At 66.2% G+C, this 23,417-nt stretch carries 26 protein-coding genes; 2 read left to right on the top strand and 24 right to left on the bottom strand.

The features are described from left to right. The first annotated feature begins 90 nt into the window (after positions 1-90). The gene (locus ADAD_RS0114420; protein ID WP_010415219.1) at positions 91-1,845 is read left to right on the top strand and encodes a BCCT family transporter; all 1,755 of its coding nucleotides are present in this window, start codon (positions 91-93) and stop codon (positions 1,843-1,845) included. On the opposite strand, the gene ADAD_RS0114415 is transcribed toward ADAD_RS0114420, so the two are convergent. The 19 genes from ADAD_RS0114415 to ADAD_RS0114325 form a co-directional block, all read right to left on the bottom strand. Further along, positions 1,824-2,483 (bottom strand): response regulator transcription factor, encoded by a 660-nt coding sequence (locus ADAD_RS0114415; protein ID WP_010415218.1) that lies wholly within the window; start codon positions 2,481-2,483, stop codon positions 1,824-1,826. The genes ADAD_RS0114420 and ADAD_RS0114415 overlap by 22 nt on opposite strands. A 169-nt stretch (positions 2,484-2,652) precedes the next feature. Then, the gene (locus ADAD_RS0114410) at positions 2,653-3,033 is read right to left on the bottom strand and encodes a flagellar export chaperone FliS (protein WP_010415217.1); all 381 of its coding nucleotides are present in this window, start codon (positions 3,031-3,033) and stop codon (positions 2,653-2,655) included. Between the two features lie 2 nt (positions 3,034-3,035). Further along, on the bottom strand, positions 3,036-4,481 hold the full coding sequence (gene fliD, locus ADAD_RS0114405) for a flagellar filament capping protein FliD (RefSeq protein WP_010415216.1): 1,446 nt from the start codon (positions 4,479-4,481) through the stop codon (positions 3,036-3,038). Positions 4,482-4,526: 45 nt separating this feature from the next. Continuing rightward, the gene (locus tag ADAD_RS0114400) at positions 4,527-5,657 is read right to left on the bottom strand and encodes an EscU/YscU/HrcU family type III secretion system export apparatus switch protein (RefSeq protein ID WP_010415215.1); all 1,131 of its coding nucleotides are present in this window, start codon (positions 5,655-5,657) and stop codon (positions 4,527-4,529) included. After that, on the bottom strand, positions 5,654-6,439 hold the full coding sequence (gene fliR, locus ADAD_RS0114395) for a flagellar biosynthetic protein FliR (RefSeq protein WP_010415213.1): 786 nt from the start codon (positions 6,437-6,439) through the stop codon (positions 5,654-5,656). Before fliR ends, ADAD_RS0114400 begins: the two co-directional genes overlap by 4 nt. Before the next feature lie 9 nt (positions 6,440-6,448). Then, positions 6,449-6,721: a flagellar biosynthetic protein FliQ gene (locus ADAD_RS0114390; RefSeq protein ID WP_010415211.1), complete on the bottom strand. Its 273-nt coding sequence runs from the start codon at positions 6,719-6,721 to the stop codon at positions 6,449-6,451. Positions 6,722-6,729: 8 nt separating this feature from the next. Next, the gene (gene fliP, locus ADAD_RS0114385) at positions 6,730-7,506 is read right to left on the bottom strand and encodes a flagellar type III secretion system pore protein FliP (RefSeq protein WP_010415210.1); all 777 of its coding nucleotides are present in this window, start codon (positions 7,504-7,506) and stop codon (positions 6,730-6,732) included. Then, positions 7,503-7,814, bottom strand: a complete 312-nt coding sequence (locus ADAD_RS16135; RefSeq protein ID WP_010415209.1) for a flagellar biosynthetic protein FliO — start codon at positions 7,812-7,814, stop codon at positions 7,503-7,505. The genes fliP and ADAD_RS16135 overlap by 4 nt, the downstream gene beginning before the upstream one ends. After that, a complete protein-coding gene (gene fliN, locus ADAD_RS0114375; RefSeq protein WP_010415208.1) occupies positions 7,814-8,185 on the bottom strand; it encodes a flagellar motor switch protein FliN in 372 nt (123 codons plus the stop codon). Before fliN ends, ADAD_RS16135 begins: the two co-directional genes overlap by 1 nt. A 3-nt stretch (positions 8,186-8,188) precedes the next feature. Next, the gene (locus ADAD_RS0114370) at positions 8,189-9,085 is read right to left on the bottom strand and encodes a FliM/FliN family flagellar motor switch protein (RefSeq protein WP_010415206.1); all 897 of its coding nucleotides are present in this window, start codon (positions 9,083-9,085) and stop codon (positions 8,189-8,191) included. Continuing rightward, positions 9,082-9,669 (bottom strand): flagellar basal body-associated FliL family protein, encoded by a 588-nt coding sequence (locus ADAD_RS0114365; RefSeq protein ID WP_010415204.1) that lies wholly within the window; start codon positions 9,667-9,669, stop codon positions 9,082-9,084. The genes ADAD_RS0114370 and ADAD_RS0114365 overlap by 4 nt, the downstream gene beginning before the upstream one ends. Positions 9,670-9,699: 30 nt before the next feature. Continuing rightward, positions 9,700-11,175, bottom strand: coding sequence for a hypothetical protein (locus tag ADAD_RS0114360; RefSeq protein ID WP_010415201.1), 1,476 nt, complete (start codon positions 11,173-11,175; stop codon positions 9,700-9,702). A 73-nt stretch (positions 11,176-11,248) separates the two neighbouring features. Further along, entirely contained in the window at positions 11,249-11,635 is a 387-nt protein-coding gene (locus tag ADAD_RS0114355) for a hypothetical protein (protein ID WP_010415200.1), read from the bottom strand. Continuing rightward, the gene (locus ADAD_RS0114350; RefSeq protein ID WP_010415197.1) at positions 11,625-12,956 is read right to left on the bottom strand and encodes a FliI/YscN family ATPase; all 1,332 of its coding nucleotides are present in this window, start codon (positions 12,954-12,956) and stop codon (positions 11,625-11,627) included. The genes ADAD_RS0114355 and ADAD_RS0114350 overlap by 11 nt, the downstream gene beginning before the upstream one ends. A gap of 10 nt (positions 12,957-12,966) precedes the next feature. Continuing rightward, the gene (locus ADAD_RS0114345; protein WP_010415195.1) at positions 12,967-13,557 is read right to left on the bottom strand and encodes a FliH/SctL family protein; all 591 of its coding nucleotides are present in this window, start codon (positions 13,555-13,557) and stop codon (positions 12,967-12,969) included. Continuing rightward, positions 13,544-14,563, bottom strand: coding sequence for a flagellar motor switch protein FliG (locus ADAD_RS0114340; protein ID WP_010415192.1), 1,020 nt, complete (start codon positions 14,561-14,563; stop codon positions 13,544-13,546). Before ADAD_RS0114340 ends, ADAD_RS0114345 begins: the two co-directional genes overlap by 14 nt. Further along, the gene (gene fliF, locus ADAD_RS0114335) at positions 14,560-16,188 is read right to left on the bottom strand and encodes a flagellar basal-body MS-ring/collar protein FliF (RefSeq protein ID WP_010415191.1); all 1,629 of its coding nucleotides are present in this window, start codon (positions 16,186-16,188) and stop codon (positions 14,560-14,562) included. Before fliF ends, ADAD_RS0114340 begins: the two co-directional genes overlap by 4 nt. Positions 16,189-16,191: 3 nt before the next feature. After that, entirely contained in the window at positions 16,192-16,560 is a 369-nt protein-coding gene (gene fliE, locus ADAD_RS0114330) for a flagellar hook-basal body complex protein FliE (protein WP_010415189.1), read from the bottom strand. Next, complete coding sequence (locus tag ADAD_RS0114325) at positions 16,557-17,843, bottom strand: sigma-54 interaction domain-containing protein (protein ID WP_010415188.1); 1,287 nt, start codon at positions 17,841-17,843, stop codon at positions 16,557-16,559. The genes fliE and ADAD_RS0114325 overlap by 4 nt, the downstream gene beginning before the upstream one ends. A 233-nt stretch (positions 17,844-18,076) precedes the next feature. Here ADAD_RS0114325 and ADAD_RS0114320 point away from each other — a divergent pair, with 233 nt between their 5' ends. Continuing rightward, positions 18,077-18,904: a flagellin N-terminal helical domain-containing protein gene (locus ADAD_RS0114320; RefSeq protein ID WP_010415186.1), complete on the top strand. Its 828-nt coding sequence runs from the start codon at positions 18,077-18,079 to the stop codon at positions 18,902-18,904. A gap of 94 nt (positions 18,905-18,998) precedes the next feature. Here the strand turns inward: ADAD_RS0114320 and ADAD_RS16465 are convergent, their stop codons facing one another. The 5 genes from ADAD_RS16465 to ADAD_RS0114295 form a co-directional block, all read right to left on the bottom strand. After that, complete coding sequence (locus tag ADAD_RS16465; RefSeq protein ID WP_010415183.1) at positions 18,999-19,649, bottom strand: TonB family protein; 651 nt, start codon at positions 19,647-19,649, stop codon at positions 18,999-19,001. Positions 19,650-19,854: 205 nt separating this feature from the next. After that, the gene (locus ADAD_RS0114310; RefSeq protein ID WP_010415181.1) at positions 19,855-20,676 is read right to left on the bottom strand and encodes a flagellar motor protein MotB; all 822 of its coding nucleotides are present in this window, start codon (positions 20,674-20,676) and stop codon (positions 19,855-19,857) included. Between the two features lies 1 nt (position 20,677). Next, on the bottom strand, positions 20,678-21,541 hold the full coding sequence (gene motA, locus ADAD_RS0114305) for a flagellar motor stator protein MotA (protein ID WP_010415178.1): 864 nt from the start codon (positions 21,539-21,541) through the stop codon (positions 20,678-20,680). Between the two features lie 27 nt (positions 21,542-21,568). After that, on the bottom strand, positions 21,569-22,489 hold the full coding sequence (gene flgL / locus ADAD_RS0114300; RefSeq protein WP_010415174.1) for a flagellar hook-associated protein FlgL: 921 nt from the start codon (positions 22,487-22,489) through the stop codon (positions 21,569-21,571). Next, positions 22,486-23,417 (bottom strand): FlgK family flagellar hook-associated protein (locus tag ADAD_RS0114295; protein WP_010415171.1); only part of this gene is annotated, 932 nt, incomplete at its 5' end. The genes flgL and ADAD_RS0114295, both read right to left, overlap by 4 nt.

Below are 23,417 nucleotides of genomic sequence, written 5' to 3'. Positions count from 1 at the left end.
CTCTTTTTCCATGGCCGGTGATCCCAAAACCCGGTGGCCTCGCATCGTGGCGCGGCGATCCCGGCGTTGCCCCACCAGCAGGAGGATGGCTTGGCCGAACCGACCGATAGCGATGACCAGATCATCGCCGAACCGCTGACCGAACTTCCCATCCGCACGGCGCACCGCGGTTTTTACCGCGGCTTCAACACGCGCGTCACGATCCCCGGCAAGGTTGCCGTTGCCATCCTGATCGCGTGGGTCGTGCTGTTCCCGCAGGCTGCATCGGACGCGCTGACGCTGGCGAACGATACGCTGATCGAAGCCTTTGCCGGCTGGTATGTCTATCTCGTGGCATTCCTCACCCTGATCGCGCTGGTCCTGGCGATCCTTCCGCAGTCGGGATCGCTGAGGCTGGGCGCACCGGGCGAAAAGCCGGAATTCGGCTATTTCTCCTGGTTCGCGATGCTGTTCGGCGCAGGGATCGGGATCGGCTTGCTGACCTATTCGACCGGGGAGCCGCTCGCACATGTCCAGACCAATCCGGAAACCATCAGCGGCGCGATTGCTCCGGCCTCGCAGGCGAATGTGAGGCCCTCGTTCGTCTACACCTTCTTCCACTGGGGCTTTGCCGCCTGGTCCACCTATGCGTTGGTCGGCCTGGCGGTCGGCTACGTTGCCTATCGCCGTGGCTTGCCACTGACGATCCGCAGCGCGCTGGCCCCGCTCTTCGGCACGCGCATGTCCGGGATCGTCGGCCATCTGGTGGATATCGTCGCGGTTGTCGCCACCATCCTCGGCGTGGCGGTGACACTTGGCTTCGGGGTCGAGCAATTCGTTGCCGGGCTCGACCGGCTGGGGATGGGCGAATGGCTGATGACATCCGACGATACCGCATCGCCCGAAGCCATCATCCTCGCCGTGACCCTGCTGGTCGGCGCGTCGACCCTGTCCGCCATTTCGGGCGTGGGCAACGGCATTCGCATCCTTTCCAACCTCAACATGGGCCTGTCCTTCCTGTTGCTCGCCGTGTTCCTGATCTTCGGTTCGGGGTTGCTGGCCATGGAGCTGCTGGGCGTCGGCCTGTTCGATTATCTGCGCCGCCTGCCCGAGCTGGCGTTCATGCTGTTTTCGAGCGACGGCAGCCCGGTCGGTGATGCGCTGGTACAATGGCAGCTCGACTGGTCGATCTTCTACTGGGCCTGGTGGATCGCCTTTGCGCCCTTCGTGGGCATGTTTATCGCGCGCGTCTCGCGCGGGCGCACGGTGCGCGAGTTCGTGCTGGGGGTCGTGCTGGTGCCATCGCTGATGGGGTTTATCTGGATGACCGTGGTCGGCGGCACCGCGATCGACCTCGAACTGAGCGGCATCGCCAAGGGTTCGATCCTGGATGCGACCATTTCCGACCAGCTCTATGCCACCTTGTCGGCGATGCTCAGCGGACCGGCGGCCACGCTGATGGCGGGCCTCGTCGTTATCCTGCTGATGACCTACCTCATCACCTCGGCGGATAGTGCGATCCTGATCATCAACACCATCAACGGCGCGGGCGACGACGATGCCGACCGTCGGCGGCACATCCTGTTCTGGGGCGGTGCGCTGGGCCTGGTGGTGGCCAGCATGCTGATCCTGGGCGGGATCGATGCGCTGCAGACGACAATGATCCTCGGGGCGTTGCCCTTTTCCGTGGTGGTCGCGCTGATGGCGTGCTCGCTTGTCAAGGCGATCGTGTTCGACGTGCGACGCAAGCGCCACGGCGTGGCGACGCATAGCGAAACGATCCTGGCCATCCAGGCCGAGGCAGAGGCTGCCGACCGCGAAGAGAGTGCGGTGCCGGCGGGCGATCAGCCCATCAAGCCGGCCTGAGCGGGCGAGGCGGCAGCCCCTTTGCGGGCGCTGTCGGTGAAATCTCCCTCGACTGCGCCAGCCTCCACCGCCACGCGGATCGCCTGCGCGGTGTTGGCCACCCCCAGCCTGACGAGGATCGCCGCGCGATATTTCTCGACCGTGCGCGGAGAGATTTCGAGCTCCTTCGCGATGGCCTTGTTGGTCCCGTGGGAAATCAGATTGACCAGCACTTCGCGTTCGCGCGCGGTCAGGCCTGCCAGAAGCCGGCGCGCCTCGGCCACGCGGCGCTTGCGGTCCAGCGTTTCGCGCATGGCGGGTTCGATCCGGTCGATCTCGTCGGAAAACTCGTCAACCGTGAAGGGCCAGGCGAGATAGCTCGCCGCGCCCGCCTGCATCGCGGTGACCGCGCGGGAGAAGCTGGGGCTTTCTGAATACCCGACCACCGGAACCAGCTGTGGCGCATCGCGCAATCTATCGCACAGCCCGGCTGCCGCCCCGTCCGCGTCATGCACCAGCGCCAGGCTTTCTTCGCGGGCGAAGGCCAGAAAGTCGGCAGCCGTCTCGAAGGGTTCGGCGTGCCGTTCCCCCTGCAGCAGCACCCGGCAGACCTCAGCCCGCCGTTCGGCCTTGGCATCGATTACGAAGACAGTTTTCATCCAGCCCCTTCCCCCAGCCCCCTGCCGCTTCGTCCAGCCCGCGTGTCTGCGGGGAAACGAATGACTTCAGGATCTTGAGGGAATGTCGGAGAGCGGGAGGGGGTTTGTCAATGCAGGCCTTGGATCCCCTGTCAGGTATCCTCCGCCCGAGAAGCGGCCCGGCTCCCCCTTAGCCGCTGTTTGCCATCTTGAGCGCGTCGCGGATTTCGATGACGTCGGCGCGCAGGACATCGATCGCCTCGATCTGCGTTTCGCCGATCGATCCCAGCAGCAGGCGGCGGGAGCCTTCGTAGAAATGCAGCAGGCTGGCGGAGAGTTCGTTGTCCCTGTCCACGCCCATTTCCAGCGCGGTCAGGATCGCGATGCCCCGCGTGATGGCGGCGCTGCGCCCGGCGCGGTTGCCGCGCATGTCCGCCTGGCGAAGCATGCCGAGCGTGAGCGCCAGTTCGTCCAGGCAATAGACCACGATATCCTGCGCGGTGCCGCCCTGCACGCGGGCATCGAAGTTGGCCTGCTGGTAAGCGGCGCGGGGTTCGGATGACGCGAGCATGATCAGTTACGCTGCGCGTTCCAGACGTCGATCTGGGACTTGAGGAAATCCAGCGTCGACTGCGATGCCGCCACGCGCGCATCCGACTTGGAGAAGCGCGCGACCATGTCGGCCCGCAGCGCTTCCTGCTTCTCGGCCAGTTCGGCCAGATTCTCGCTGATGTCCTCCGACAGGTTGGTGTAGCGCGCGACCGAGCCTGCAAGCGAGCCGGGATCGGTGGAGATGGCATTGTTGCGCGCGATCCTGTCGATCGTCGCGAAGATCCCGTTGATGCCGGGTGTGAACATCGCGGCGACCGCTTCCGGGTCTTCGGCGAGGGCGCGTTCCAGCTGCGCGCTGTCGAGCTTGAACGTGCCGTCGCGCTGAATGCCCACGCCGAGTTCGGCGAGGGTCCTCGGGCTGCCTTCGGGCGCATTGGGCATGATAATCTTGCTGCCCAGCGCGGAGAACTCGCGGCGCAGCGCGCGTGCGCCATAGTCGCGCGACAGGTCGCCGGTCAGCGCGTCGGTTGCGGCGTTCAGTTCCCCGGCGATTTCGTTGAGCGCGCCCACGATATCGGTCATCGCGCTGGTGACGGCCTGTTTGGGATTGCCGAAACCGATGGTGGTGGGCGCGCCGATATTGGTGCCCGTCAGTTCCAGTGCGACGCCCGGGGCAGCATTGTCGATCCGGTTGCTGGGGCTGGTCCGCGCCACGCCGTCCAGCGTGAACTCGGCATCCTGCGCTCTCGAGGTGAGACGCGCGGCATCCCCGTCCTGCGGGCGCCAGTCGAGCAGTTCGAGGCCCTGCGGTCCGGTAAGGATATTGCCCGGATTGTCTTCGGTCGATTCGATCACGAAGCCGTTCTTCGCGCCCTCTGCGCCCTGGAGCACCAGCCGCGACCCGCTGCCCGTGTCGGCGACATAGGCGCTGACGGAGGTGCCCTTGGCGTTGATGGCCCGGGCAATGTCGGCGAGGGTGGAGCCTGCCGGGATTTCGATATCCACCGCGGCCTGTCCGGTGTCTTCGGTAAAGCTGGTGCCCGCCACCGTGCCGAAGCGCAGGGTCAGCGTACCCGACCCGACGGCGTCGCTTGCGCCGTAGCTGGGGGTCAGAAGAGTCTGCGACTGCGCCAGCTTCGATACTTCGAGCGAATGGGTTCCCTTGCCCGAGGTGCCGATGGGGGCGGAGACCCGGGCGACGCTGGCATTGGCGATGCTGGGCTGCGCGGAGAGATCGCCGGTGCGCACACGGTCGCCCAGCGCGCTGGCGAAAGAGGAGAGCAGGTTGCGCAGGGTCGAAGCGGTCGAAATCTGCCGCTCGAGCACTTCCGACTTGCTTTCCAGCCGCTGCTGGCGCGGTTCGAACTGGGCGCGGGCAAGCTCTTCGGCGAGCGAGACCATGTCCACGCCGCTGCCGATGCCCAGGCTGTTGGCTATCGAGGAGCCGGATGTGCGGGTCGTTTCCATCACCGCCTAGAACGGCAGCGAGGGCGAGCGGTTAAGGGGAAAATGTCAGTTTTCCAGTCGTCCATCCGCATCGAAGCGCAGGGCCACCGGCACCTCGATCGCAGGCAGCGGCGGCAGTTCGCCCCGCTTGAGCGAGAGCACGTAGGCCAGCACCGATGCGATGGCGCCATACAGGTCTTCGCAGATCATCTGCCGTTCGCGGCTGGTGAAATAGACCGAGCGGGCAAGCTGCGGATATTCCAGCGTCGGCAGGCCGAATTCGCGCGCCAGTTCCTTCATCGCCAGCGCCTTTTCGCCGCGGCCCTTGGCCAGCACGATGGGAGCGGACGCCTTTTCCGGGTCGTAGGTCATGGCGACGGCGAAGTGCGTCGGGTTGGTAATCACGAACTGCGCCTCGCGCATCGCGCCGGAGACGGAGCCTGCGGCAATATCGCGCTGGCGCTGGCGCCGCTGCGACTTGGCTTCGGGCGAACCTTCGCTTTCCTTGTGCTCGTCCTTCATTTCCTGGTGGCTCATCTTGAGCTTCTTGTTCCGGCGAACCCACTGGATCGGCAGGTCGACCGCCGCGATCACGATCAGCCCGCCGCACAGAGCGACGAACAGCGAGATGACCGACCACCAAGCAGTGGAGAGCTGCGCAGAGAGATTGCCGCGACCCAGGCCCAGCAGGCTGTCCCACGAATAGTACCACCACAGTCCCGCGATCCCGCCCAGCAGCGTGATCTTGAGCAGGCCTTTGCCCATCTCGATCAGGCCGTTGGGGCCGAACATGCGCTTCAGGCCCGATGCGGGATTGATCCGCGTGTGCTTGAATTCCAGGTTCTTCATCACGAAGCGCCCGCGCCCGAAGGCCAGCTGGCTGGCCAGCGTCACCAGAATCACCGGCACGGCCAGCGCGAGGATCGGCGGCAAGCTGGCGGCCAGCCCCTGCATCAGCATCCGGCCGGGCCTGAAATCGGTCAGCTCGCCGTGATCGAAATTGAAGCTTTCGCGCAGCAGGCTGGACATGTCGCCCAGCAGCCAGGGCCCCCCGAAGGCGAGCCAGCCTGCGCCGACCAGCATCACCGCCGCCGTGCCCAGATCCTTGGAGCGCAGCACGTCGCCCTTGCTGGCGGCGTCCTTCAGGCGCTTTTCGGTTGGTGCGAATGTCTTTTCGCCCGCGGTCTCGTTGCTCATGGCGTCACCACGCTTTCCGCCTGCGCGAGGCCGAGTTCGACCAGATCGGTGAACTGGTCATAGATCAGCGGCGCGCTGATGATGAGCGCGGCGATCCCCGCCAGAACGCCCGCCGGCAGGCCGAGCGCGAAGAGGTTGAGCGAAGGGGCCGAACGGCTGAGAATGCCGGTCAGGATCTGCACCAGCAGCAGGATCAGCGTGACGGGCAGTGCGATCCGCAGCGCGGTTTCGAAGGTGGCGGCGCCGAAACCGGCAATCGCTTGGAACCGCTCGGGCCCCAGCCATGTCTCGCCCGGCGGAAATGCGCGATAGCTTTCCGTCACCAGCGCGATCCAGTGCAGGTGCGCGCCGGTCGCCAGGAAGATCAGCGTCAGCACGATGATGAAATACTGGCCGAAGGCGGTGGTGGTGCCGCCGGTGCCGGGATCGGCGGTCTGTGCCATGCTCATCCCCATGGCGCCGCCGATCACCTCTGCGGCAATGGTGGGGGCAGCAAAGGCGAGCTGCAACACGAAGCCCAGCAGCAGGCCGATCAGCGCCTCGCCTGCCAGCATCAGCATGCCTTCCAGCGTCAGTAGCGCCTCGGGCGTGGGAATCTCGGGCAGCCAGATGGAGATGAAGATCGCCATCGCCCCGGTGAAGGACACGCGGACCATCACGGGCACGTTGGTTGCGCCGAAGAACGGTGCGGCGAGCAGCGCTGCGCCCACCCGCGTCATCAGGAAGACGACGCGCCATATCTCGGCCTCGAATCCGCCAAGCCCGAAGTCGAGCGCGATCATCGGCCTTCTCTAGTGCCCGATCCGGGCGATCTCGACGAAGATGTCCTGCGTGAAATCCGTCACCAGCGCCATCATCGACGCGCCGAGCACGACCAGGACGAAGGCGACCGCCGCCAGCTTCGGGACGAAGGTGAGCGTCTGTTCGTTCACCGAGGTGGCTGCCTGGATCAGCCCGATCACCAGGCCGAGGCCCAGCGCCGCAAGCAGGATCGGCGCGGCGACCAGCGCGGTGGTCCACAGCATGCGGTCGGCCATGGAAAGCAGGAGAGACATTTCGTCCATCGAACGGCTCACATGAAACTTGAGGCGAGGGACCCCATCAGCAGCGACCACCCGTCCACCAGGACGAACAGCAACAGCTTGAAGGGTAGCGAGACGAGCATCGGGCTCATCATCATCATGCCCAGACTCATGAGCACGGAGGAGACGACGAGGTCGATGACGAGGAAGGGCAGGAACAGCATGAAGCCGATCTGGAAGGCGGTTTTCAGTTCGCTTGTCACGAAGGCGGGCAGCAGGATCGAGAAGGGAACGTCCTGCGGGCTTTCGAACTTGGGCGCATCGGCGATGTCCGCGAACATCTGAAGGTCGTTCTCGCGCGTCTGGCGGATCATGAACTTGTGAAACTCGCCCCCGGCGCGTTCGATCGCGACCTCGGCATTGATCTCGCCTGCCGAATAGGGCTCGATCGCGGCGCTGTTCACGTTGTCGAGCGTAGGCGCCATGATGAACAGCGACAGGAACAGCGAAATCCCGATCAGCACCTGATTGGGCGGCGATTGCTGCAGGCCCAGCGCCTGGCGCAGGATCGCCAGCACCACGATGATGCGCGTGAAGCTGGTCATCATCAGCAAAAGGGCAGGCAGGAATGTCAGCAGCCCCATGACAAGGAGCAGCTGGAGCGACAGGCTCAGCGGTTCGCCGCCTGCGCCGCCGAGTTCGCCGAATGCCCGGTCGAGCGCGCCTGCGGCGGCGCTATCCGTGGGTACGGCAGCCGCAGCCGACGCGGCGCCGGTATAGGCGAGCGCGCCGAGCGTGGCGGCCCATCTGCCCAGTCTGGCGATCATGCGGCTTCATCCTGCGCGATCTGGACCGGGTCCGTGGCGGCGGGCTTCGGGCGTGCGGGGGCCTCTGCCAGGCGGGTCAGCCCGCCCTTGGACGTCGACACGAGGATTTCCTTGCCGTGAAACTCGATCACCGCGAGCCGCAGCGTGGGCGAAAGCATGGTCGTCTCCACGATGCGCACCGCCTTGGTGCCGCCGCCGCTCGGCCCGCCGAGCTGGCCCTGCATGCGCTTGGCCAGCTTCAGGCTGCCCCAGATCATCAGGCCGATCAGCGGCAGCAGGATCAGCAGCTTGAGGATGTAGAGCAGCATCAGATCTGTTCCACGATCGGCGGCGGTGCGCGCCGCTCTTCCATCTGCGCGTGCCCATCGCCCTGCGTTGCGGGCTGGGCGGGAACCTGCGGTGCGGTGGCGGCCGAAGCGCCGGCCCCGGCATTCGCGCCGATCAGTTCGAGAATGCGGATGGCGAAGCGATTGCCCTGCGCCACCACTTCGCCGCGCGCGATCAGGCGCCCGTTGACCATGATGTCGAGCGGCTCGTCGGTCAGCCGGTCGAGTTCGACCACGCTGTCTTCCCCCAGCGCGAGGATTTCGCGCAAGGGGAGGTTCTTGCGGCCGAGCTCCACCGTCAGGCGGACGTCGATTTCCTGGATCAGGCCGTAGCCATCGAATGGCATGGTCATGGCTTAGGTGTTCCTCAGGGATGTGTGATGGATTTCGAGCGCGACGCGATCGTCGATCGCGCCCACCGCGCCGTGGGCGATGATCGTCTCGGCAACGGAAAGCGGTACGCTGCGGTGGATCGACACCGGCAGCATCGCGCCCACCTGCAGGCCTGCAATGCGGTGCAGCGGAACCGGCATGTCGACCAGCGTGGCGGTGGTCGACAGTTCCACCTGGGCAAGCGCGGAGTTCTCGATCCCGCGTTCGCCGATGCTGCGGCGGGCTGCCTTTTTGACCGGAGCGTGCGTCGCGAACTGGGCAAAGGTCGCCTCGCAGACGCCGACCCTGAAGTGGAGCGTCGGGACGTCGGGCCGGTTCACCGCAAGGGTCGCAACCAGCACCGGTGCGCGCGCAGAGTCCGGCACGATCTCGGCGAGGTTGCTGCCACGCTCGGCCACCACGAGATTGTCCTGCCCGCTTGCCTCGGCCGCCGCGCCGAGCAATTCGGCCTCGATCTGGCGGGCGAAGCGGTCCGCCGATGCGGGCAGCGTTGCTGCGCCTTCGAAACCCTGGCCATTGCCGCCCAGCATCCGGTCGAATTCACCGATCAGCGCGTCGACCCGGGCGCTGGCCAGCACGCCGAGCACCTTGCCGGGCAGTGCGAAGCGCGCGTGGTGCGTCCCTGCGCCCAGCGTTTCGCCCAGTGCGGCAGCCGGCGCCTTCTCGCTCTCCACCATTTCGGTTTCGAGCTTGCGCGCGTCGAACAGCCTGGCGAGGCGCGGCTGCAGCGCGCGGGCGAAGCGCGTGCCGAAGCGCGCGAACTCGCCCGCGAGATCCACCGTGTCCACGGTGTTCGCCAGCAGCTCCGGGCAGTGCTGCGCAGCGCGTGCCGCGCCGGAAGGGGCGGACGTTTCGATCATTGAACGATGAGCGAGCGGAAATAGACGTTGTCGACCCCGCCGAAGCCTTCATGCGCGATCAGCTCTTCGTTGATCGCAGCCGCCAGCCGCTTCTGCAGCTTGGCCTTGCCGTCGGCGCTGGAGATGGCGCCGATATCGGTCGAGGCGAGTTCGGTGAGGATGCGCGAACGGATCGCCAGTTCGTGATCGTGGATCCACATCAGCACGCGGCCGTCCTTCTGCGTCGATGCGGCGAGGCTGACCTGCACGAGGTTGGCACCCCCGGCGAGGTTGGAGGTGAACTCCTCCTGGAATTCGTAATAGGCGGTGCGGTACTTGCTGCCGCCCGATCCATGGACGACCTTGCCGCCCTTGGAATCCTTCTCGCTCTTGATCTCGTAAGGGTCCGTCTCGCCCTTGAGGACGTATTGGGGGCCCTTGTCTTCCTTCTCTTCGTGCGCGCCGCCGATCATGCCGGTGGCGAAGGCGGCATAGGTGCCCCCGCCGCCCGCACCGATCAGCACGAGCCCGATCAGCAGGAATTTCATGAAACCGCCCTTCTTCTTCTTGGGCGCGTCGTCAGTCGTTTCGGCGTCTTTGCTCATGGTTAATCCGGTCTATGGGGTGGTGGTTAATCAGGCGTAAATTCCGCCGTCGGATTTCGGATTGCGCTGGCCCTGCGGGTCGCCTGCGGATGACGGGTTGCGCCCCTGGCGGGACTGTTCGCGCCGGTCGGACTGGCTGGCGCCTGCATCGCCGGACTGGCGCGCCCCGGCCTCTGCGCCGGCGCCGGAGCTTCCTGACTGGGTGGCTTGATTTTGCGCGGAGCCGGTCGCCTGCGCTTCGCTGCCGCGCAGCTGCGGCCGGTCGGCAGCAATGGCCGCAGCGACCGAACGCTGCGTCTCGCTGTCCTGCGCCGCGACTTCGACGTCGAGCGTGCGCCCGCTCGTCTCGAAGGTCAGCGACAGGTTGCCGAGTTCCTTGTGTGCAACGGAGATGGTGGCCGACGCGCTGCCCGCGCTGTCGCGCGCGGCGGCAATCCTGTCCACCAGCGCTGCAAGCTCGGGGAAATGGGGCAGGGAGCTGGACGGGGTTGCCACTCCCAGCGGAGCGGTTGGTGAAGGGCCGCCCGGTAGCGGCGCGGCGAGGGGCGACGTAGCGGAAGCAGGGCTCGCTCCCGCATTCGAACCGGCGGAGAGCATGGCGGGCTGGGCCTGGTCGACGCCAGAGGCCGGTTTTTCCGCCGCGCGGATCTGCAGGCTCATACCGGTCTGCGCGCCGTCCCGATCGTTCTTGGCGGGTTGAGCGGCGGATGTTCTCTGCGCGGCCTGACGCTCGGCATTCCCGGAGGAAGCCTCTTCGCTGCCCCCGCCATCGCCGCGAGCGAAGTCGCCACCTTCCTGCGAAGCGATATTCTGGAGCCCGGTCGTCCCGGGAAGCACTCTGGCAACCGCGCTGTCGCCTGTCTCGGGCCGGATGCCCCCTCCCGTACTGGCCGGCGCGCCTGCGGTGGGCGCCACGAGCTGTGCGACGATGCTTGCCGGGGCAGGGTGCCCGGGCACCAAGGCGGCATCGGGCAGGGGCGGTTCGGGCGTCTGTTCGGATTTGCCCTGCGCGCCTGCCTCCGGCGACCGGGTTTCAGCGTCATCGGCAGTCGGGCTCGACGGGTCGCTCTCCGGAAGAATCCCGGTCTCCGCGTCTTCGCGGGAGACGGGCTGGGCCGATCCGGCATCGGCTTCGGTGTTCGCTGCAAGCTGCTCGCGCGTCAGGCCCGGAACATGGCCGCGGCCGTTTGCCTCCAGACCGGCAGTTTCGGGCCGCGCTTGCGGCAAGGCCTTGCCGGTCGTCGCAAGCGGATCGGCGCCCGGTTGCCCGTTCTGCGCCGCGCCTTTGGAGGCGGGTGGCAAGACGGCTGTATCTCCGGCCCCGGCATCGGTGGTTTCCTGCGCATCCCCGGCCTCTTTACCGCCAGTGCCGACAGCCTGGCCGAGCAATTGCGCGAAGGCTTGCGGCAGCGTTCGCCCCGCTTCCAGGGGAGGCAGCCCCTCAAGCGGGAGCCCCGCGTGTTCGGAGGATACGGTAGCGGACAGATTGAGAGATAGCGCGGTCATTAGGGCCCCGTGGGTTGATCGCATCCCGCTATTCAAGATGCGTGCCAACCGGCTGTCCGGGCACTCTGTCCGCTTATCTCGCGGCGAGTTTCTCGCGCAGGACGGAGGCCGCTTCGCGATAGTCTTCCTCGGCCCGGCGGCGACGGCGCTCGTTCCGGGCCAGCGCGGCCATCGAGGCTTCGGACTGGTCGCGCGCATCCTGCGCATGCCGTTCCGCCATGTGGCTGAGATCGCGCAGGTGGCTGCTCATCGTGCCGCTGCGGCGCAGGCTCTGGGCATCGGTTGCATCCCTGCTCGCAGCGTAGTGCGCAGCGAGTGCGCGGGTCTTGGCGGACACTGCGTCGAGCCGGGCGCGCTGCGTCTCCGCCTCGGCGGCGGCGAGGGCGGACTGCCGCTGCTCGACCGTGCGCACACGCTCGATCAGCCGGGTGCGTTTGAGGCGGCGTTGCTCAGCCGTCATCGGTCATCAGGTCCTGCAACTGGCCGACCGCTTCGAACAGCGAAACGTGTTCTGTGACATCCTGCCCCAGGAAGGCGGACATTGGCTCGTGCATGGCAATTGCCTTGTCGAGGCTTGCGTCCTGACCGGGCCGGTAGGCACCCATGAGCACCAGATCGCGGTTCTCTTCGTAGACCGCGTTCAGCGCACGGAACTTGCGCGCGGCGACCACGTGGGCCGGGGGCACGATGTCGTTCATCACGCGGCTGAGCGATGCGCCCACATCGACCGCCGGGTAGCGGCCGCGCTGCGCGATATCGCGCGAGAGCACGATATGCCCGTCGAGGATGGAGCGCGCGGTGTCCACCACCGGATCGTTCTGGTCGTCCCCGTCGGCCAACACGGTGTAGATGCCGGTGATCGCGCCGCCGCTTTGCGCGGAATTGCCCGCGCGTTCGATCAGCTTGGTGATGGTGGAAAGGGCAGAGGGCGGATAGCCGCGCGCTGCGCCCGGTTCACCCAGCAGCATGCCGATCTCGCGTGCGGCGTGCGCAACGCGGGTCAGGCTGTCGAGGATCAGCAGCACCTTCTTGCCCTGGCTGCGCAGTTCCTCGGCAATGGAGGTCGCCAGCATCGCGCCGCGCAGGCGCAGGTTCGCGGCGTGGTCCGCCGGTACCGCGACGATGGCGGTGCGCTGGCCTTCGGGCCCGCTCATGTGCCGCGCCACGAAATCGGAAACCTCGCGCGCGCGCTCGCCGATCAGGCCTACCACGATGGCGTCCGCTTCCGCGCCGCCGACGATCATGTCCATCAGCACGGATTTCCCCACGCCCGATCCGGCCATGATACCGACACGCTGGCCGATGCCCAGCGTGGTCAGTGCATTGAGAGAGCGGATGCCGGTATCGAAAGGCTGGGTCACGCTGGTCCGGTCGAGTGCGCCGGTGCGCCACCCGCCAGCGGGCCATTCGCGCGTGGCGCGCACCGGGCCGCGGCCATCGATGGGTTGGCCCGAGGCATCGACCGCGCGTCCGAGATATTCCGGCCCCACGGTGAGCATGCCCGGCTTGCCGTCGGGCCGGACCATGGCGCCCGGGCGCAGCAGCACGGTGTCGCCCAGCATCATCATGATCGTGTGGCCGTTACGAAAGCCGATGGCTTCGGCGTAGTGCTGCTGTCCGCCGCCATGGACGATGGAGCACACGCTGCCCACGGGCACGCCGAGGCCGCTGACCTCGATCAGCCCGCCATCGCATGCGACCACCCGGCCGAAGCGGCGCGGCGCCAGATCGACCGATCCGCCGGATAGGGGGGCAAGGGTTTCGTCGAGCAGGTTCAGCATGGTGCCGGTGTCAGCATTGGCCGAGCGCTTCGGCGATGGCCTGGCGCCACTGCGCCGGCCCGTCTTCCACGCCGCCGTCCTCTGTATCAATGCGCAGCCCGCCGCGCTCGATCGTGGGATCGGGCACCAAAGTCAGCGCCGGATCAATCAGCGGCATGACAAGTGCGTGGTCGCTGGGGTTGAGGTGGATCACGCGCTCATCGGTCTTGCGCTGCAGCAGCGCGGCTGCGGCTTCGACCCGGCGGGCGAGGCCTTCGATATCGAGGGCCAGCGGCAGCACCGCGTCTTCGCACAGCGCGCGCACGGTTTCCTGCAGGCGTTCGCGCAGTTGCCGGGCGCTGTCTTCATCGAAACGCGCGAAGGCCAGGCTTATCGCCTCCCGCGCGGAATCCTCTTCCGCACGCTGGGCCGCCGCTTCGGCCATTGCTTCCGCGCGCCCTTCCTCGCGGCCCCGGGCGAAAGCGTCTGCCAGGGGATCGGCCTTGCCCGGACCATCCGAATTGGCGGGTTCGGACGGAACGTAGCCTGCGTGGAAGGTGACGTTCGGGGTGAACCCGCGCCGTTCGCGCAGTTCGTTGACCGGCAGCCTATACGTAGTCATCGTCGGCTTCGCCCATGATGAGTTCGCCGTCCGCGATCAGGCGCTTGGCTATCGCGATAACCTCGCGCTGGGCGGCATCGACTTCGGCCCGCTTGATGCGGCCCATGGTCTCGATCTCGTCGCGCAGGCCGTCGGCCGCGCGGGTCGACATGGCGCCGTAGAAGATCTCGCGGTCGTCGGGGTCGAGCCCGCGCAGCGAGTTGATCAGCGTCTCGTTCTCGATCTCGCGCAGCAGCGTGCCGATCTGCCGGGCGTCGAGCACGAACAGGTGCTCGAACTTGAACATCTCGTGTTCGAGCTGCTGGTGGAGCGCCTTGTCGATCTTGCTGATCTTCGGCATGACCTCCTTTTCCACGCTGCGATGCGCGCGGTTGATGATCTCGGCCGCTTCCTTCACGCCGCCCATGGTCAGCGGAACCGATCCGTGACGGCGTTCGATCATGCCTTCGATCGTGTCTTCCAGAATCGCGATGGCCTGGCGCGAGACGGGGCCCAGCCGCGCAACCCGGTGCAGCACGGGCGTGTGCAGTTCGCGCGGCAGCGCGGCGAGGGCGGCGGCTGCGGTATCCGTATCCAGTTGCAGCAGCAGCACGGCAATCGCCTGGGGGTGCTCGTCTGCCAGCATCTCCGCGATCACGCCGGGATCAAGCCACCGCAGCACCGCGAGCGTGGGTGAGGGTTCCTGCTTCTGATCGGGCGCGACCTGCCGGATCAGGCTGTCCGCCTTCATGTCGCCGACCGCGCTGGTCAGCATGCGCTTCACATTGTCCACCCGGCCGTGCGCGGAGATCGCGCCGTTGTCTATCGACCGGGAAAAACCCGAGATCGCATCGGAAATCGCGTGCGGATCGATTTCGCCCAGCGCGCACATCCGCGTGGCGAGCTGACGCAGTTCATTCGGATCGAGCTGGGAGAGGATGCCGGTCGCGTCCTCCTCGCTCATCAGCATGACCATGATGGCCGCGTGGTCGATCCCGGCGCGCGGTTCGCTGGCGACATCGCTCATCTTGCGGCTCCTTCGGGCATCGGCTCGGCCAGCATGCGACGCAGTGCCATCACCGCATCCTGCGGTTGCTCGTGCGCGATCCGCTGGGCGAGCTGGATCTGTGCATCCAGCCCCTCGCGGTCGACCTCGCCATTCGGCGGCAGAAGCTGCGCGGTCGCCGGGCCGTTCTCCTCGTTCTTGGACTTGCCGCCCTTGCCGCGCAGCATCTTGAGTGCCGGGCGAACCGCCAGCAGCAGCACCAGCAGCACCGCCAGCAGGGCGACCGCGTTGCGGACCACCATGGCAAACCAGCCGGTTTCGTAGAACGGCGGCTCTTCCACCGTCACCTCGGTAAAGGGACGGGTCACGACGGTGACGATATCGCCGCGTTCCTCGCGCGCGCCGACCGCGGCGGAAACCAGCTTTTCGATATTCTTGATATCGGCCTGGCTGGCATTGGCGAGCGCGTTCTTGTCGATCGCCACCGCGACGGACACGTGCTTGAGCGCGCCGGGCGTGAGGTTGGAGACCGAGACTTCGCGGCCCAGTTCGTAGGTGCGCGAGGCGGATACATCGGCGGGCCCCTGCGTGGCCTGTTCGGGCGGGGTATCCTGCGGTGCACGGTCGGCCAGCTCGGGATCGGCGGGCGGAGTGTTCGCGGTGGCGCCCGGAATGCCGCCTGCCTGCGTCTGCGGCATCTGCGTTTCCTGCGTCGTCTCGCGGCGGACCACGCCATCCTTGTCGTAGCTTTCGCGCGCCGAGGTGACCTCGTTCATGTCCAGCTCCACCTGGACCTGGCTGGAGAAAGCGTTCGCGCCGATCATGGGGGCGAGTAGCTGGTCCACCTGCGCGGTCAGCTTGGCTTCCATCTGGGACTGCAGATCCAGCCGTTCGTTGTTCGCGCCTTCGCGCCTGCCGGTCAGCAGCTTGCCGTGCTGGTCGACCACGCGCACCGCGTCGATGGAAAGACCCGGTACCGATCCCGCAACCAGATTGACGATCGCGGAAACCTGGCTGTCGGCCAGCTGCCGGCCATTGGCCATGCGCACCATGATCGAGGCCGAAGGCGCAACGTCGTCGCGCACGAAGACGGAGCGTTCGGCCTTGGCGACATGGACGCGCACGCTCTCGACACCGTCGATTTCCTTGATGGTGAGCATCAGCTCACGCTCCTGCGCGGCGCGCAGGCGATCGCCTTCCAGCGTCCGGCTGGCACCCAGCGGCAGGTTTGCGATCATGTCGGCGCCGGTTTCGGGCGCAGCGATGGCGCCGTCGGAGGCGACCAGCATGCGCGCGCGATACAGATCGCTTTCGCTGACGGTCAGCGTGCCAGTGTTGTTGTCGATCCTGTAGCCGATCCCCGCCTGGTCGAGGCTGGCGACCACCGAGGCGCGGCTGGCATCGTCGAGCGAGGAATACAGGACGCGCTGCGGCCCCGGCGCGAGCGTCGCCCAGAGCAGCGCTGCAATGCCCAGGCCCGCCATTCCGACGAACCAGGGCAGCACCTTCCGGACAAGCGGCTGTGCGGCGAAGGCGCGGGCGCGCTCGCCCACGTTGCCCGTGCCCGAGGTAAGCGGTTCGAGGATGGAGCCTTGGCCCGGCGCAGGCCCTTGCGGGGCGCCGTTAGCGGGTACCAGACCGGCCATTTATCAAACCCCCATCCGCATGATTTCCTGGTAGGCGCTGAGCAGCTTGTTGCGCACCTGCAGGGTGGCTTCGAAGGCAACGCCCGCTTCCTGGCGGGCCAGCATGACCTTGGCGATATCGGTCACTTCACCGCGCTCGTAGGCGGCGGTAATGTCGCCCGAACGCTGCTGCGCGGCGTTGACGCCGTCCAGCGCGGTTCTGAGCGAATCCGCAAAGCCACCGGCTTCCTGCGCGGGCTTGGCCTCTGCGGGGGCGGCGTCCTTGTTCTGGTGCAGTTCCTGCAGCACGCTGGAACGGTCGATGATCTGCTGGCGCAGCGCCATGACCTGATTGATCGAGCCGGCTCCTCCGGCCCCGGAAAGCGGGTTCATCGGGAGCCTCCCACGGCGATCCCGGCCTCACGGAAGGATGCGAGGCGATAGCGCAGCGTGCGTTCGCTGATGCCGAGCTGGCGCGCGGCTTCCGCGCGGCGTCCGTTGCACGCGTCGAGCGTCTCCATGATGGCGTTGGCTTCGTGCTGTTTCACGATCTTGGACAGCTTGCGCGAGCCACTGGCGGGCAAGGCAACCGGCTGGGCCACCGTCTCGGCAATCGGAACCACAGCCGCACGTTCGCTCGCGGCGACCGAGCGGACCGCGGTGTCGAACACGATGTGTTCTGTGGTGATAGCGGTCTTGCCCGATGCGAGCAGCAGCGCGCGGCGGATCACATTTTCCAGTTCGCGCACGTTGCCCGGCCACTTGTGGGCGCGCAGCACGGCGAGCGCGCTTTCGGAGAGCCAGGGAATCGGCTGGCCCTTCGTGTGATGACGCAGGATCATCGCGAAGGCGAGCGGAGCGATGTCGCCCGTGCGCTCTGCCAGCGGGTGAAGCGTCATCGGGAACACGTTGAGGCGATAGAACAGGTCTTCGCGGAAGCGACCGGCGGCCACTTCGGATGGCAGATCGCGGTTGGCGCAGGCGATCACCCGTACATCCACCTTGATCGGGCTGGTCGCACCGATCGGCACGACTTCGCCTTCCTGCAGCGCGCGCAGCAGTTTCGCCTGCAGCGGCAGCGGCATTTCGGCAATTTCGTCGAGCAGCAGCGTGCCGCCGTGGGCCGCCCGGAAGAAGCCTTCGCCCGAGGAATTGGCTCCGGTAAAGGCGCCCTTCTCGTGACCGAAGAGCAGGGCTTCGAGCATCGTTTCCGGAATGGCGGCGCAATTGACCGCGATGAACGGCTTGTCCGACCGCGCGCTGCGCTGGTGCATGAATTTGGACAGCACTTCCTTGCCGGTGCCGGTCGGCCCGTGGATCAGCACGGGAATGTCGGTCTGCGCCAGCCGGTCGGCGAGCGAGATGACCGCAAGCGAAACCGGGTCGGCTGCCACCGGCCCGCCATTGGCGCAGAGAAGTGCGACCAGCGCGGCGGTGGTCGTTTCCCCCGATGGATCGGCGTAGCGGATGGTACCACCCTTGCCGGCAAGCTCGATGGCGTTTTTTTCTGCCCGTTCGAGCACGATCGTGCGACCGCTGTGGCTGGCCTTCGGATCGTCCGCGTCGACCAGCTGAACCGGCCGGTCGAAGAAGAGCGATGTGGCGATCCCTGTGAGCCGCGATGCGACGGCACCATGTTGCCGCCTGAATCGCGCGCTCTCGTCAACCCCAATCATGTCGGCCCCCCGTTCAGCCTTTAACGTCTTTCGTTAGGCACGTTTTTGCCGGTGGACGTACAAAACTTGGTTACTTTTAGTCGGCGTGTTTTCCCCATGGGTATAAATACCCATTCGAGAAATGTTTTCGGCCTAAGCCCTTAATTCCCCGCGCACCCTGCCGGTCTGTGTCCCAGCTGCTGCGAACCGATCCTACCCACGGCAGTGATCTTTTTTGTCAGGGAGACTTTGAAATGAGCGTTATCAACACGAACATCAGCGCGATGAAGGCGGCCAATGCGTCGTCGCAGGCCAACAAGGCCCTGGGCACTGCCATGGAGCGCCTTTCCACCGGCAAGCGCATCAACTCGGCCAAGGACGATGCGGCCGGCCTCGCCATTGCCACCAGCATGACCGCACAGGTCCGCGGCATGAGCCAGGGCATCCGCAATGCCAACGACGGCATCTCCATGGCTCAGACCGCCGAAGGCGCGCTGAGCGAAGTGACCAACATGCTGCAGCGCCAGCGCGAACTGACGGTCCAGGCTTCGAACAACACCTACTCGGCTGGCGACCTTGCCAACCTGAAGTCGGAAATGGACGCCCTCAACACGCAGATCGGCAACGTCCTCGGCAACACCGAGTTCAACGGTCAGAAGCTGTTCGACGCGTCTGCAGGTACCGCCGGCACCGTGACGATCCAGGCCGGTGCGAACGAATCCGATACGGTCGACATCGACCTGTCGACCGATCTCACCAGCGACGCCGATCTGGCTGCCGCCGCTGCGGTTGACGTGACGGCTCTGGCAGCTGGCGATATCGCCCTGTTCGACACCGCGATCGAAACGATCTCGACCGTGCGTGCGGGTCTGGGTGCCTCGCAGAACCAGCTGGAATCGGCTGTGACCAACCTCAACAACAACATCACCAACCTCTCCGATGCGCGTTCGCGGATCGAAGATACCGACTACTCGGCCGAAACGACTGCGCTGGCGAAGGCGCAGATCCTCAGCCAGGCTTCGGGCGCCATGCTGGCCCAGGCCAACCAGAGCCAGCAGAACGTCCTGTCGCTGCTGCGCTAAGTTTCAGCTTCCCAATCAACAACAAGGCAGATGGCCCGTCGCTTCCGAGCGGCGGGCCATTTGCATATGACCTTGGGGCAGAAAGCTGCGGCCTTCAGGGCTTCTGCGGCCAGACCACGAGATCGGCGAAGGTACGCATCACCGGCTCGCCATCAATGCCGTAAAATCCGGGGCTGAAGCGGCTGTCCTTCGCAACCTGCATGATCGCTTCGCATGCGGCGGCTTTGAAGAGCTCATCCTGCCCTCCCGTCCCGATCGCGCAGGCGGTCGCGTTGCCTTCGGGATCGATCGTCAGCCGATACCAGATTTGACTCGCGCCATCTTCCGATTGCGGCCGTGGCAGGTCTTGCGAGGTTACGCTGCGGCCCGAGACAAGTTCGGGGGCGATGGCCCAGGAGACCCGGCTCTCGAATACGCGCAATCCCGGTTCTTTCGCGTCGGCGGGCAAGCGCTGAAACCTTGCACGGCGCGTTGCTTGCGCGCAGGTCGCCTCGTTCAGGGCGGGATAGATGCTGGCGTGTGTAATCTCGCAGCTTTCCACCCGGCCGCCGGGGCCTACGAGAAGGCGATATCCGACCTGGCCCTGTTCATCGGTACTCATCGACCGGATGGGATAAGAGAACCAGCGGTTCGGCTCGGTCCGCGGTTCGGCCTCGGGCAGCGCCTCGTCTTGTGCGAGCAGCGGCCCTGCGGCGAACATGGCGGCCCCCGCAGCCAGCGCAGCGATCCGTTTGCCTGAGCTCATTGCGATCTCCCAGCTCGACCTTCCGCACGAGATTTGCGGAATGGATCGTCCGGGGCAAGAGCGATGGCCTTGCATCAGCCCTCAGGCCCGCGCGCATTCACCAAGAATGGTAACCATCCTTGGAAAGGGAGTTTGGGAGAGCGGCTGTTCTTCGCGTCCGGAAACCGTCGGGATACCCCGGCCGCCAATCCGGCTGGCGATGCGATCAGTGCGCGAGGACGATCGAGATCCTGCGGTTGCGCGGGTCGGACGGGTCGTCCTTTATCAGCAGTTCGGTATCCGCGACGCCTTCGATCCGGCGGAAGCTCGCATCGGGAATGCCTTCGTTCATCAGCGTCTGCCGGGTGGCTTCCGCGCGTCCGGCGGAGAGCGACCAGTTGTTGACCCGGCCGGGATGCTTCCATTTCAGGCTGTCGGTGTGGCCGCGCACGATGATCTTGCGCTCTTCCGGCTCGATGGCGATGGCGATGGCGCCCAGCAGGGCCGTGGCCTCGCCGGTCAGCACCGTGGTGCCGAGGTTGAACATCGAGAAATCGGCGTCGTCGACCAGATCGATCCGTACGCCCTCGGTCGTATCGACCATCTTCACCTGGCTCATCAGTTTGGCCAGCTTGGCATTCTGGGCCAGCTTTTCTTTGGTGCGCGCGGTGATCCGCTGGATCATGCGTGCCGCTTCCTTGGGCCCGCCGCTCGCGTCCCTGGGAATGGTGATGCCCTTGTTGCCGGTCTGCCCCTGGCGGTTGGGATAGTCGTCGACATCGGTCAGCGAAGCTCCGGCGAGCAGGCCGTTGGCGCCCGCGCCACTGTCCTTCACCTTCACCAGCGTCGGCGTGAAGTAGTCGGCCAGGCCCTTGCGCTGGTCCTCGGTCGTCGCGCCGAGCAGCCAGAGCAGCAGGAAGAACGCCATCATCGCGGTCACGAAGTCCGCATAGGCGACCTTCCAGGCTCCGCCGTGGTGCCCGCCTTCGATCACCGTCACTTTCTTGACGATGATGGGCGGAAGATTGTCGCCTTCCTTGGCCGGCATGTCAGCGACCCCGCAGCGCGTCGAGCAGTTCGGTCAGGCCGGGCCGCACGCTGTGGCCCAGCCCGGAGCGGGCGCTTTCCACCACCAGCGGCTGCGGATGGCCGTAGAGCGAGGCGATGATGACCTGCTTGACCGCGTGGAAGATCTGCTCGTCCTGCTCCAGCACCTGCTTGAGGCGGGTCGAAAGCGGGCCGACGATGCCATAGGCCAGCAGCACGCCCAGGAAGGTGCCGACCAGCGCGGCGCCGATCATCTTGCCCAGCACTTCGGGCGGCTTGTTGATCGAGCCCATGGTTTTCACCACGCCCAGCACGGCGGCGACGATGCCCAGTGCAGGCAGCGCATCGGCCAGCGACTGAAGCGCGTGCTGCGGTTCGTGCAGTTCATGGAAATGCGTCTTCATCGCATTGTCCATCACCTCTTCCACCGCGTGGGTTTCCAGCGTGCCGGACGACACGACCAGCAGCGTCAGCGTATCGGTAATGAGGCCGATCAGCGCCTTGTTCTTCAGGAGGTTGGGATAGGCGCTGATGATCGTGGAGTTTTCCGGCTCGTTCACATGGCTTTCCAGCGCCACCGGCCCCTCGGTCTTGAGCACCTTCATCAGCTGCGTGGTCAGCGCGATGGCGTCGATGTGGTCCTGCTTGGTGTGCTGCGGGCCCTTGAAGATCTTCATGAACGCGCCGCCGATCGCCTTCAGGCTGTCGAGCGAGTTGCCCGCGATGGTCGCGCCAAGCGCGGCGCCACCGATGATCAGCATTTCGTAGGGCAGGGCGTGCAGCACGGGGCCCATGGCGCCTCCGCTCAGCACGAAGCCGCCGAAGACGAGGACCAGCAAGACAACGATGCCGATAATCGCGTACATGAATCAAATTCCCCCTAGGTCGCGCGGTCAGCGCAGCATCGTGAACAGGTTGAGATTGGCGAGACGCACGAAGCTGGCCTGGCTCGCCTCGAGCACGGTCATCATTTCCTGCAGACGGGTCATCGTCACCGCCGGATCGGCGCCGCCCATGACCGATCGTTCGTCTGCGATCCGCTCCAGATTATCGGTACGCCGGTCGGTCATGAGCTCCAGCCACGCCATGCGTGAACCGAGCACGGTCTGCGCGGTGGTGACCTTTTCGAAACTCGTGTCGAGCGTGCTCAGCCCTTCGCGCGCCGCGTCGGCGGATGCCTGGCCACCTCCGCGCAGCGCGGTGGAAAGCGCCGCCAGCTCGGCGAAGATATCGGATTGCGTTCCGTCTGCCGCCTCCAGCGAGAAGATCTGCGGACCGGTATTTCCCGGCGTGATGGTCTGGCCTTCGCCGATCTCGACCTCGTCCAGCGTCGCGGTGCCGATATAGGTTGCAACGCCGGTGACGGGATCGACATCGTAGGCATTGCCCACGGCCTGCCCGCCGAACAGCGAATGGCCCGAGGCGTTGCGGCCATTGGCAAGGCCGAGCAGGTTTTCGCGCAGACCGTCCAGTTCGGTCGCGATCGAGGCGCGCTGTTCGTCGCTGGTGGTCGCGTTGGCCGCGTGCAGCGCCAGTTCGCGCGCGCGGCTGATCATGACCGTCATCTGGCTCAGCGCCTGATCGGTGAACTTCAGGTTGTTCTCGGCCGCCTCGGAATTGCGCGTGTCGACCTTGCTGATGCGTTCCTCGCGGTCGAGCATGCGTAGCCGGGCTGCGGCCACCGGATCGTCGGAGGATTTCTCGAGCCGCTCGCCCGTGCCGATCTGCTTCTGCAGGTTTTCAGCGCGCGCGCGCAGGGCGCCGATCTGGGTTGCGGAGCGCTCGTAGAACGCGCCTGTGCTCAGATTGATCATCGGCCGATCCCCATCAGCGTGTCGAAGATGTCGCTCGCCACCTGCATGGCCCGGCCCGACGCCTGGAATGCCTGCTGGTAGCGGATGAGATTGGCGGCCTCGTTGTCGAGATCGACGCCGGACTGTTCCTCCAGCGCGATGCGTGCGGACGAGGCGATCGTTTCGAGCGCGCTTTGCGTCACCGCGCGTCCGGCTACCTTGCTCGACACATCGAACAGGATCGAATTGACGCCTTCCGCCGGATTGGCGGCGGTCAGCGCCTGCCGCATGTCGGCGAGGTTCTGCTGGTCGCGCTCGTTGGCGGCAGAGCCTGCCGGCGCCGTGGCGAGGCCCGCGCCGCTGGTCAGGACGACCGACAGCGTGCTCGCGGTGGTTCCGCTGAACATCGGCTGGCCCGCGCTTCCGTCGAGCGCCGCGCCATTCATCTGGGCGGCGTTCATGGTGGTTGCGATTGCGTTCGCCGCATCGTCGAGGCGCGTCTGGATCGCGGCGAGATCGCTTAAGGCCAGCGCGGCGCCCGTCAGGCTGCCCGAACCCGGCGTGATGGCCTGACCGTCGATGGCGAAGGACAGCGTTCCGTCGGCCCCGACCGTGGAAGTCATGGTGCCGACCGTGCCACCATTGACGAAGGCGGTACCGGGCGTCGGCCCGATGGCGACGGCGACCGTCCCGTCGGAGGCGAATTTCGTGTCGAGCGAGGCGAAAGCGCTCATCTTCTCGAGCAGGTTGTCGCGCTGGTCGAGCAGGGCGGCCTGGTCGTTGCTGCCGACGCCCGAACGCGCGAGGCGCAGGTTCACCCGCGCCAGTTCGGCGCCGTAGGTGTTCATGTTCTCGACATTGGCGAGTGAATCGAACCGCAGGCCTTCGCCCACGGACGCCAGGCTGGCTGCGGTGATGTTGAATTTGGCGGCCAGCGTTTCCGCCTCGG

The organism is Citromicrobium sp. JLT1363 (assembly GCF_000186705.1).
GTDB lineage: Bacteria > Pseudomonadota > Alphaproteobacteria > Sphingomonadales > Sphingomonadaceae > Alteriqipengyuania.
The sequence above is the reverse complement of the archived record's forward strand: the minus strand, read 5'-3'. Positions and strand labels throughout refer to the sequence as shown.

What these genes read in the sequence shown, in the direction of transcription:
- ADAD_RS0114415 (WP_010415218.1), bottom strand. Translation starts at nt 2,483, where the DNA reads ATGAAAACTGTCTTCGTAATCGATGCCAAGGCCGAACGGCGGGCTGAG.
- ADAD_RS0114410 (WP_010415217.1), bottom strand. Translation starts at nt 3,033, where the DNA reads ATGCTCGCGTCATCCGAACCCCGCGCCGCTTACCAGCAGGCCAACTTC.
- fliD (WP_010415216.1), bottom strand. Translation starts at nt 4,481, where the DNA reads ATGGAAACGACCCGCACATCCGGCTCCTCGATAGCCAACAGCCTGGGC.
- ADAD_RS0114400 (WP_010415215.1), bottom strand. Translation starts at nt 5,657, where the DNA reads ATGAGCAACGAGACCGCGGGCGAAAAGACATTCGCACCAACCGAAAAG.
- fliR (WP_010415213.1), bottom strand. Translation starts at nt 6,439, where the DNA reads ATGATCGCGCTCGACTTCGGGCTTGGCGGATTCGAGGCCGAGATATGG.
- ADAD_RS0114390 (WP_010415211.1), bottom strand. Translation starts at nt 6,721, where the DNA reads ATGGACGAAATGTCTCTCCTGCTTTCCATGGCCGACCGCATGCTGTGG.
- fliP (WP_010415210.1), bottom strand. Translation starts at nt 7,506, where the DNA reads ATGATCGCCAGACTGGGCAGATGGGCCGCCACGCTCGGCGCGCTCGCC.
- ADAD_RS16135 (WP_010415209.1), bottom strand. Translation starts at nt 7,814, where the DNA reads ATGCTGCTCTACATCCTCAAGCTGCTGATCCTGCTGCCGCTGATCGGC.
- fliN (WP_010415208.1), bottom strand. Translation starts at nt 8,185, where the DNA reads ATGACCATGCCATTCGATGGCTACGGCCTGATCCAGGAAATCGACGTC.
- ADAD_RS0114370 (WP_010415206.1), bottom strand. Translation starts at nt 9,085, where the DNA reads ATGATCGAAACGTCCGCCCCTTCCGGCGCGGCACGCGCTGCGCAGCAC.
- ADAD_RS0114365 (WP_010415204.1), bottom strand. Translation starts at nt 9,669, where the DNA reads ATGAGCAAAGACGCCGAAACGACTGACGACGCGCCCAAGAAGAAGAAG.
- ADAD_RS0114360 (WP_010415201.1), bottom strand. Translation starts at nt 11,175, where the DNA reads ATGACCGCGCTATCTCTCAATCTGTCCGCTACCGTATCCTCCGAACAC.
- ADAD_RS0114355 (WP_010415200.1), bottom strand. Translation starts at nt 11,635, where the DNA reads ATGACGGCTGAGCAACGCCGCCTCAAACGCACCCGGCTGATCGAGCGT.
- ADAD_RS0114350 (WP_010415197.1), bottom strand. Translation starts at nt 12,956, where the DNA reads ATGCTGAACCTGCTCGACGAAACCCTTGCCCCCCTATCCGGCGGATCG.
- ADAD_RS0114345 (WP_010415195.1), bottom strand. Translation starts at nt 13,557, where the DNA reads ATGACTACGTATAGGCTGCCGGTCAACGAACTGCGCGAACGGCGCGGG.
- ADAD_RS0114340 (WP_010415192.1), bottom strand. Translation starts at nt 14,563, where the DNA reads ATGAGCGATGTCGCCAGCGAACCGCGCGCCGGGATCGACCACGCGGCC.
- fliF (WP_010415191.1), bottom strand. Translation starts at nt 16,188, where the DNA reads ATGGCCGGTCTGGTACCCGCTAACGGCGCCCCGCAAGGGCCTGCGCCG.
- fliE (WP_010415189.1), bottom strand. Translation starts at nt 16,560, where the DNA reads ATGAACCCGCTTTCCGGGGCCGGAGGAGCCGGCTCGATCAATCAGGTC.
- ADAD_RS0114325 (WP_010415188.1), bottom strand. Translation starts at nt 17,843, where the DNA reads ATGATTGGGGTTGACGAGAGCGCGCGATTCAGGCGGCAACATGGTGCC.
- ADAD_RS0114320 (WP_010415186.1), top strand. Translation starts at nt 18,077, where the DNA reads ATGAGCGTTATCAACACGAACATCAGCGCGATGAAGGCGGCCAATGCG.
- ADAD_RS16465 (WP_010415183.1), bottom strand. Translation starts at nt 19,649, where the DNA reads ATGAGCTCAGGCAAACGGATCGCTGCGCTGGCTGCGGGGGCCGCCATG.
- ADAD_RS0114310 (WP_010415181.1), bottom strand. Translation starts at nt 20,676, where the DNA reads ATGCCGGCCAAGGAAGGCGACAATCTTCCGCCCATCATCGTCAAGAAA.
- motA (WP_010415178.1), bottom strand. Translation starts at nt 21,541, where the DNA reads ATGTACGCGATTATCGGCATCGTTGTCTTGCTGGTCCTCGTCTTCGGC.
- flgL (WP_010415174.1), bottom strand. Translation starts at nt 22,489, where the DNA reads ATGATCAATCTGAGCACAGGCGCGTTCTACGAGCGCTCCGCAACCCAG.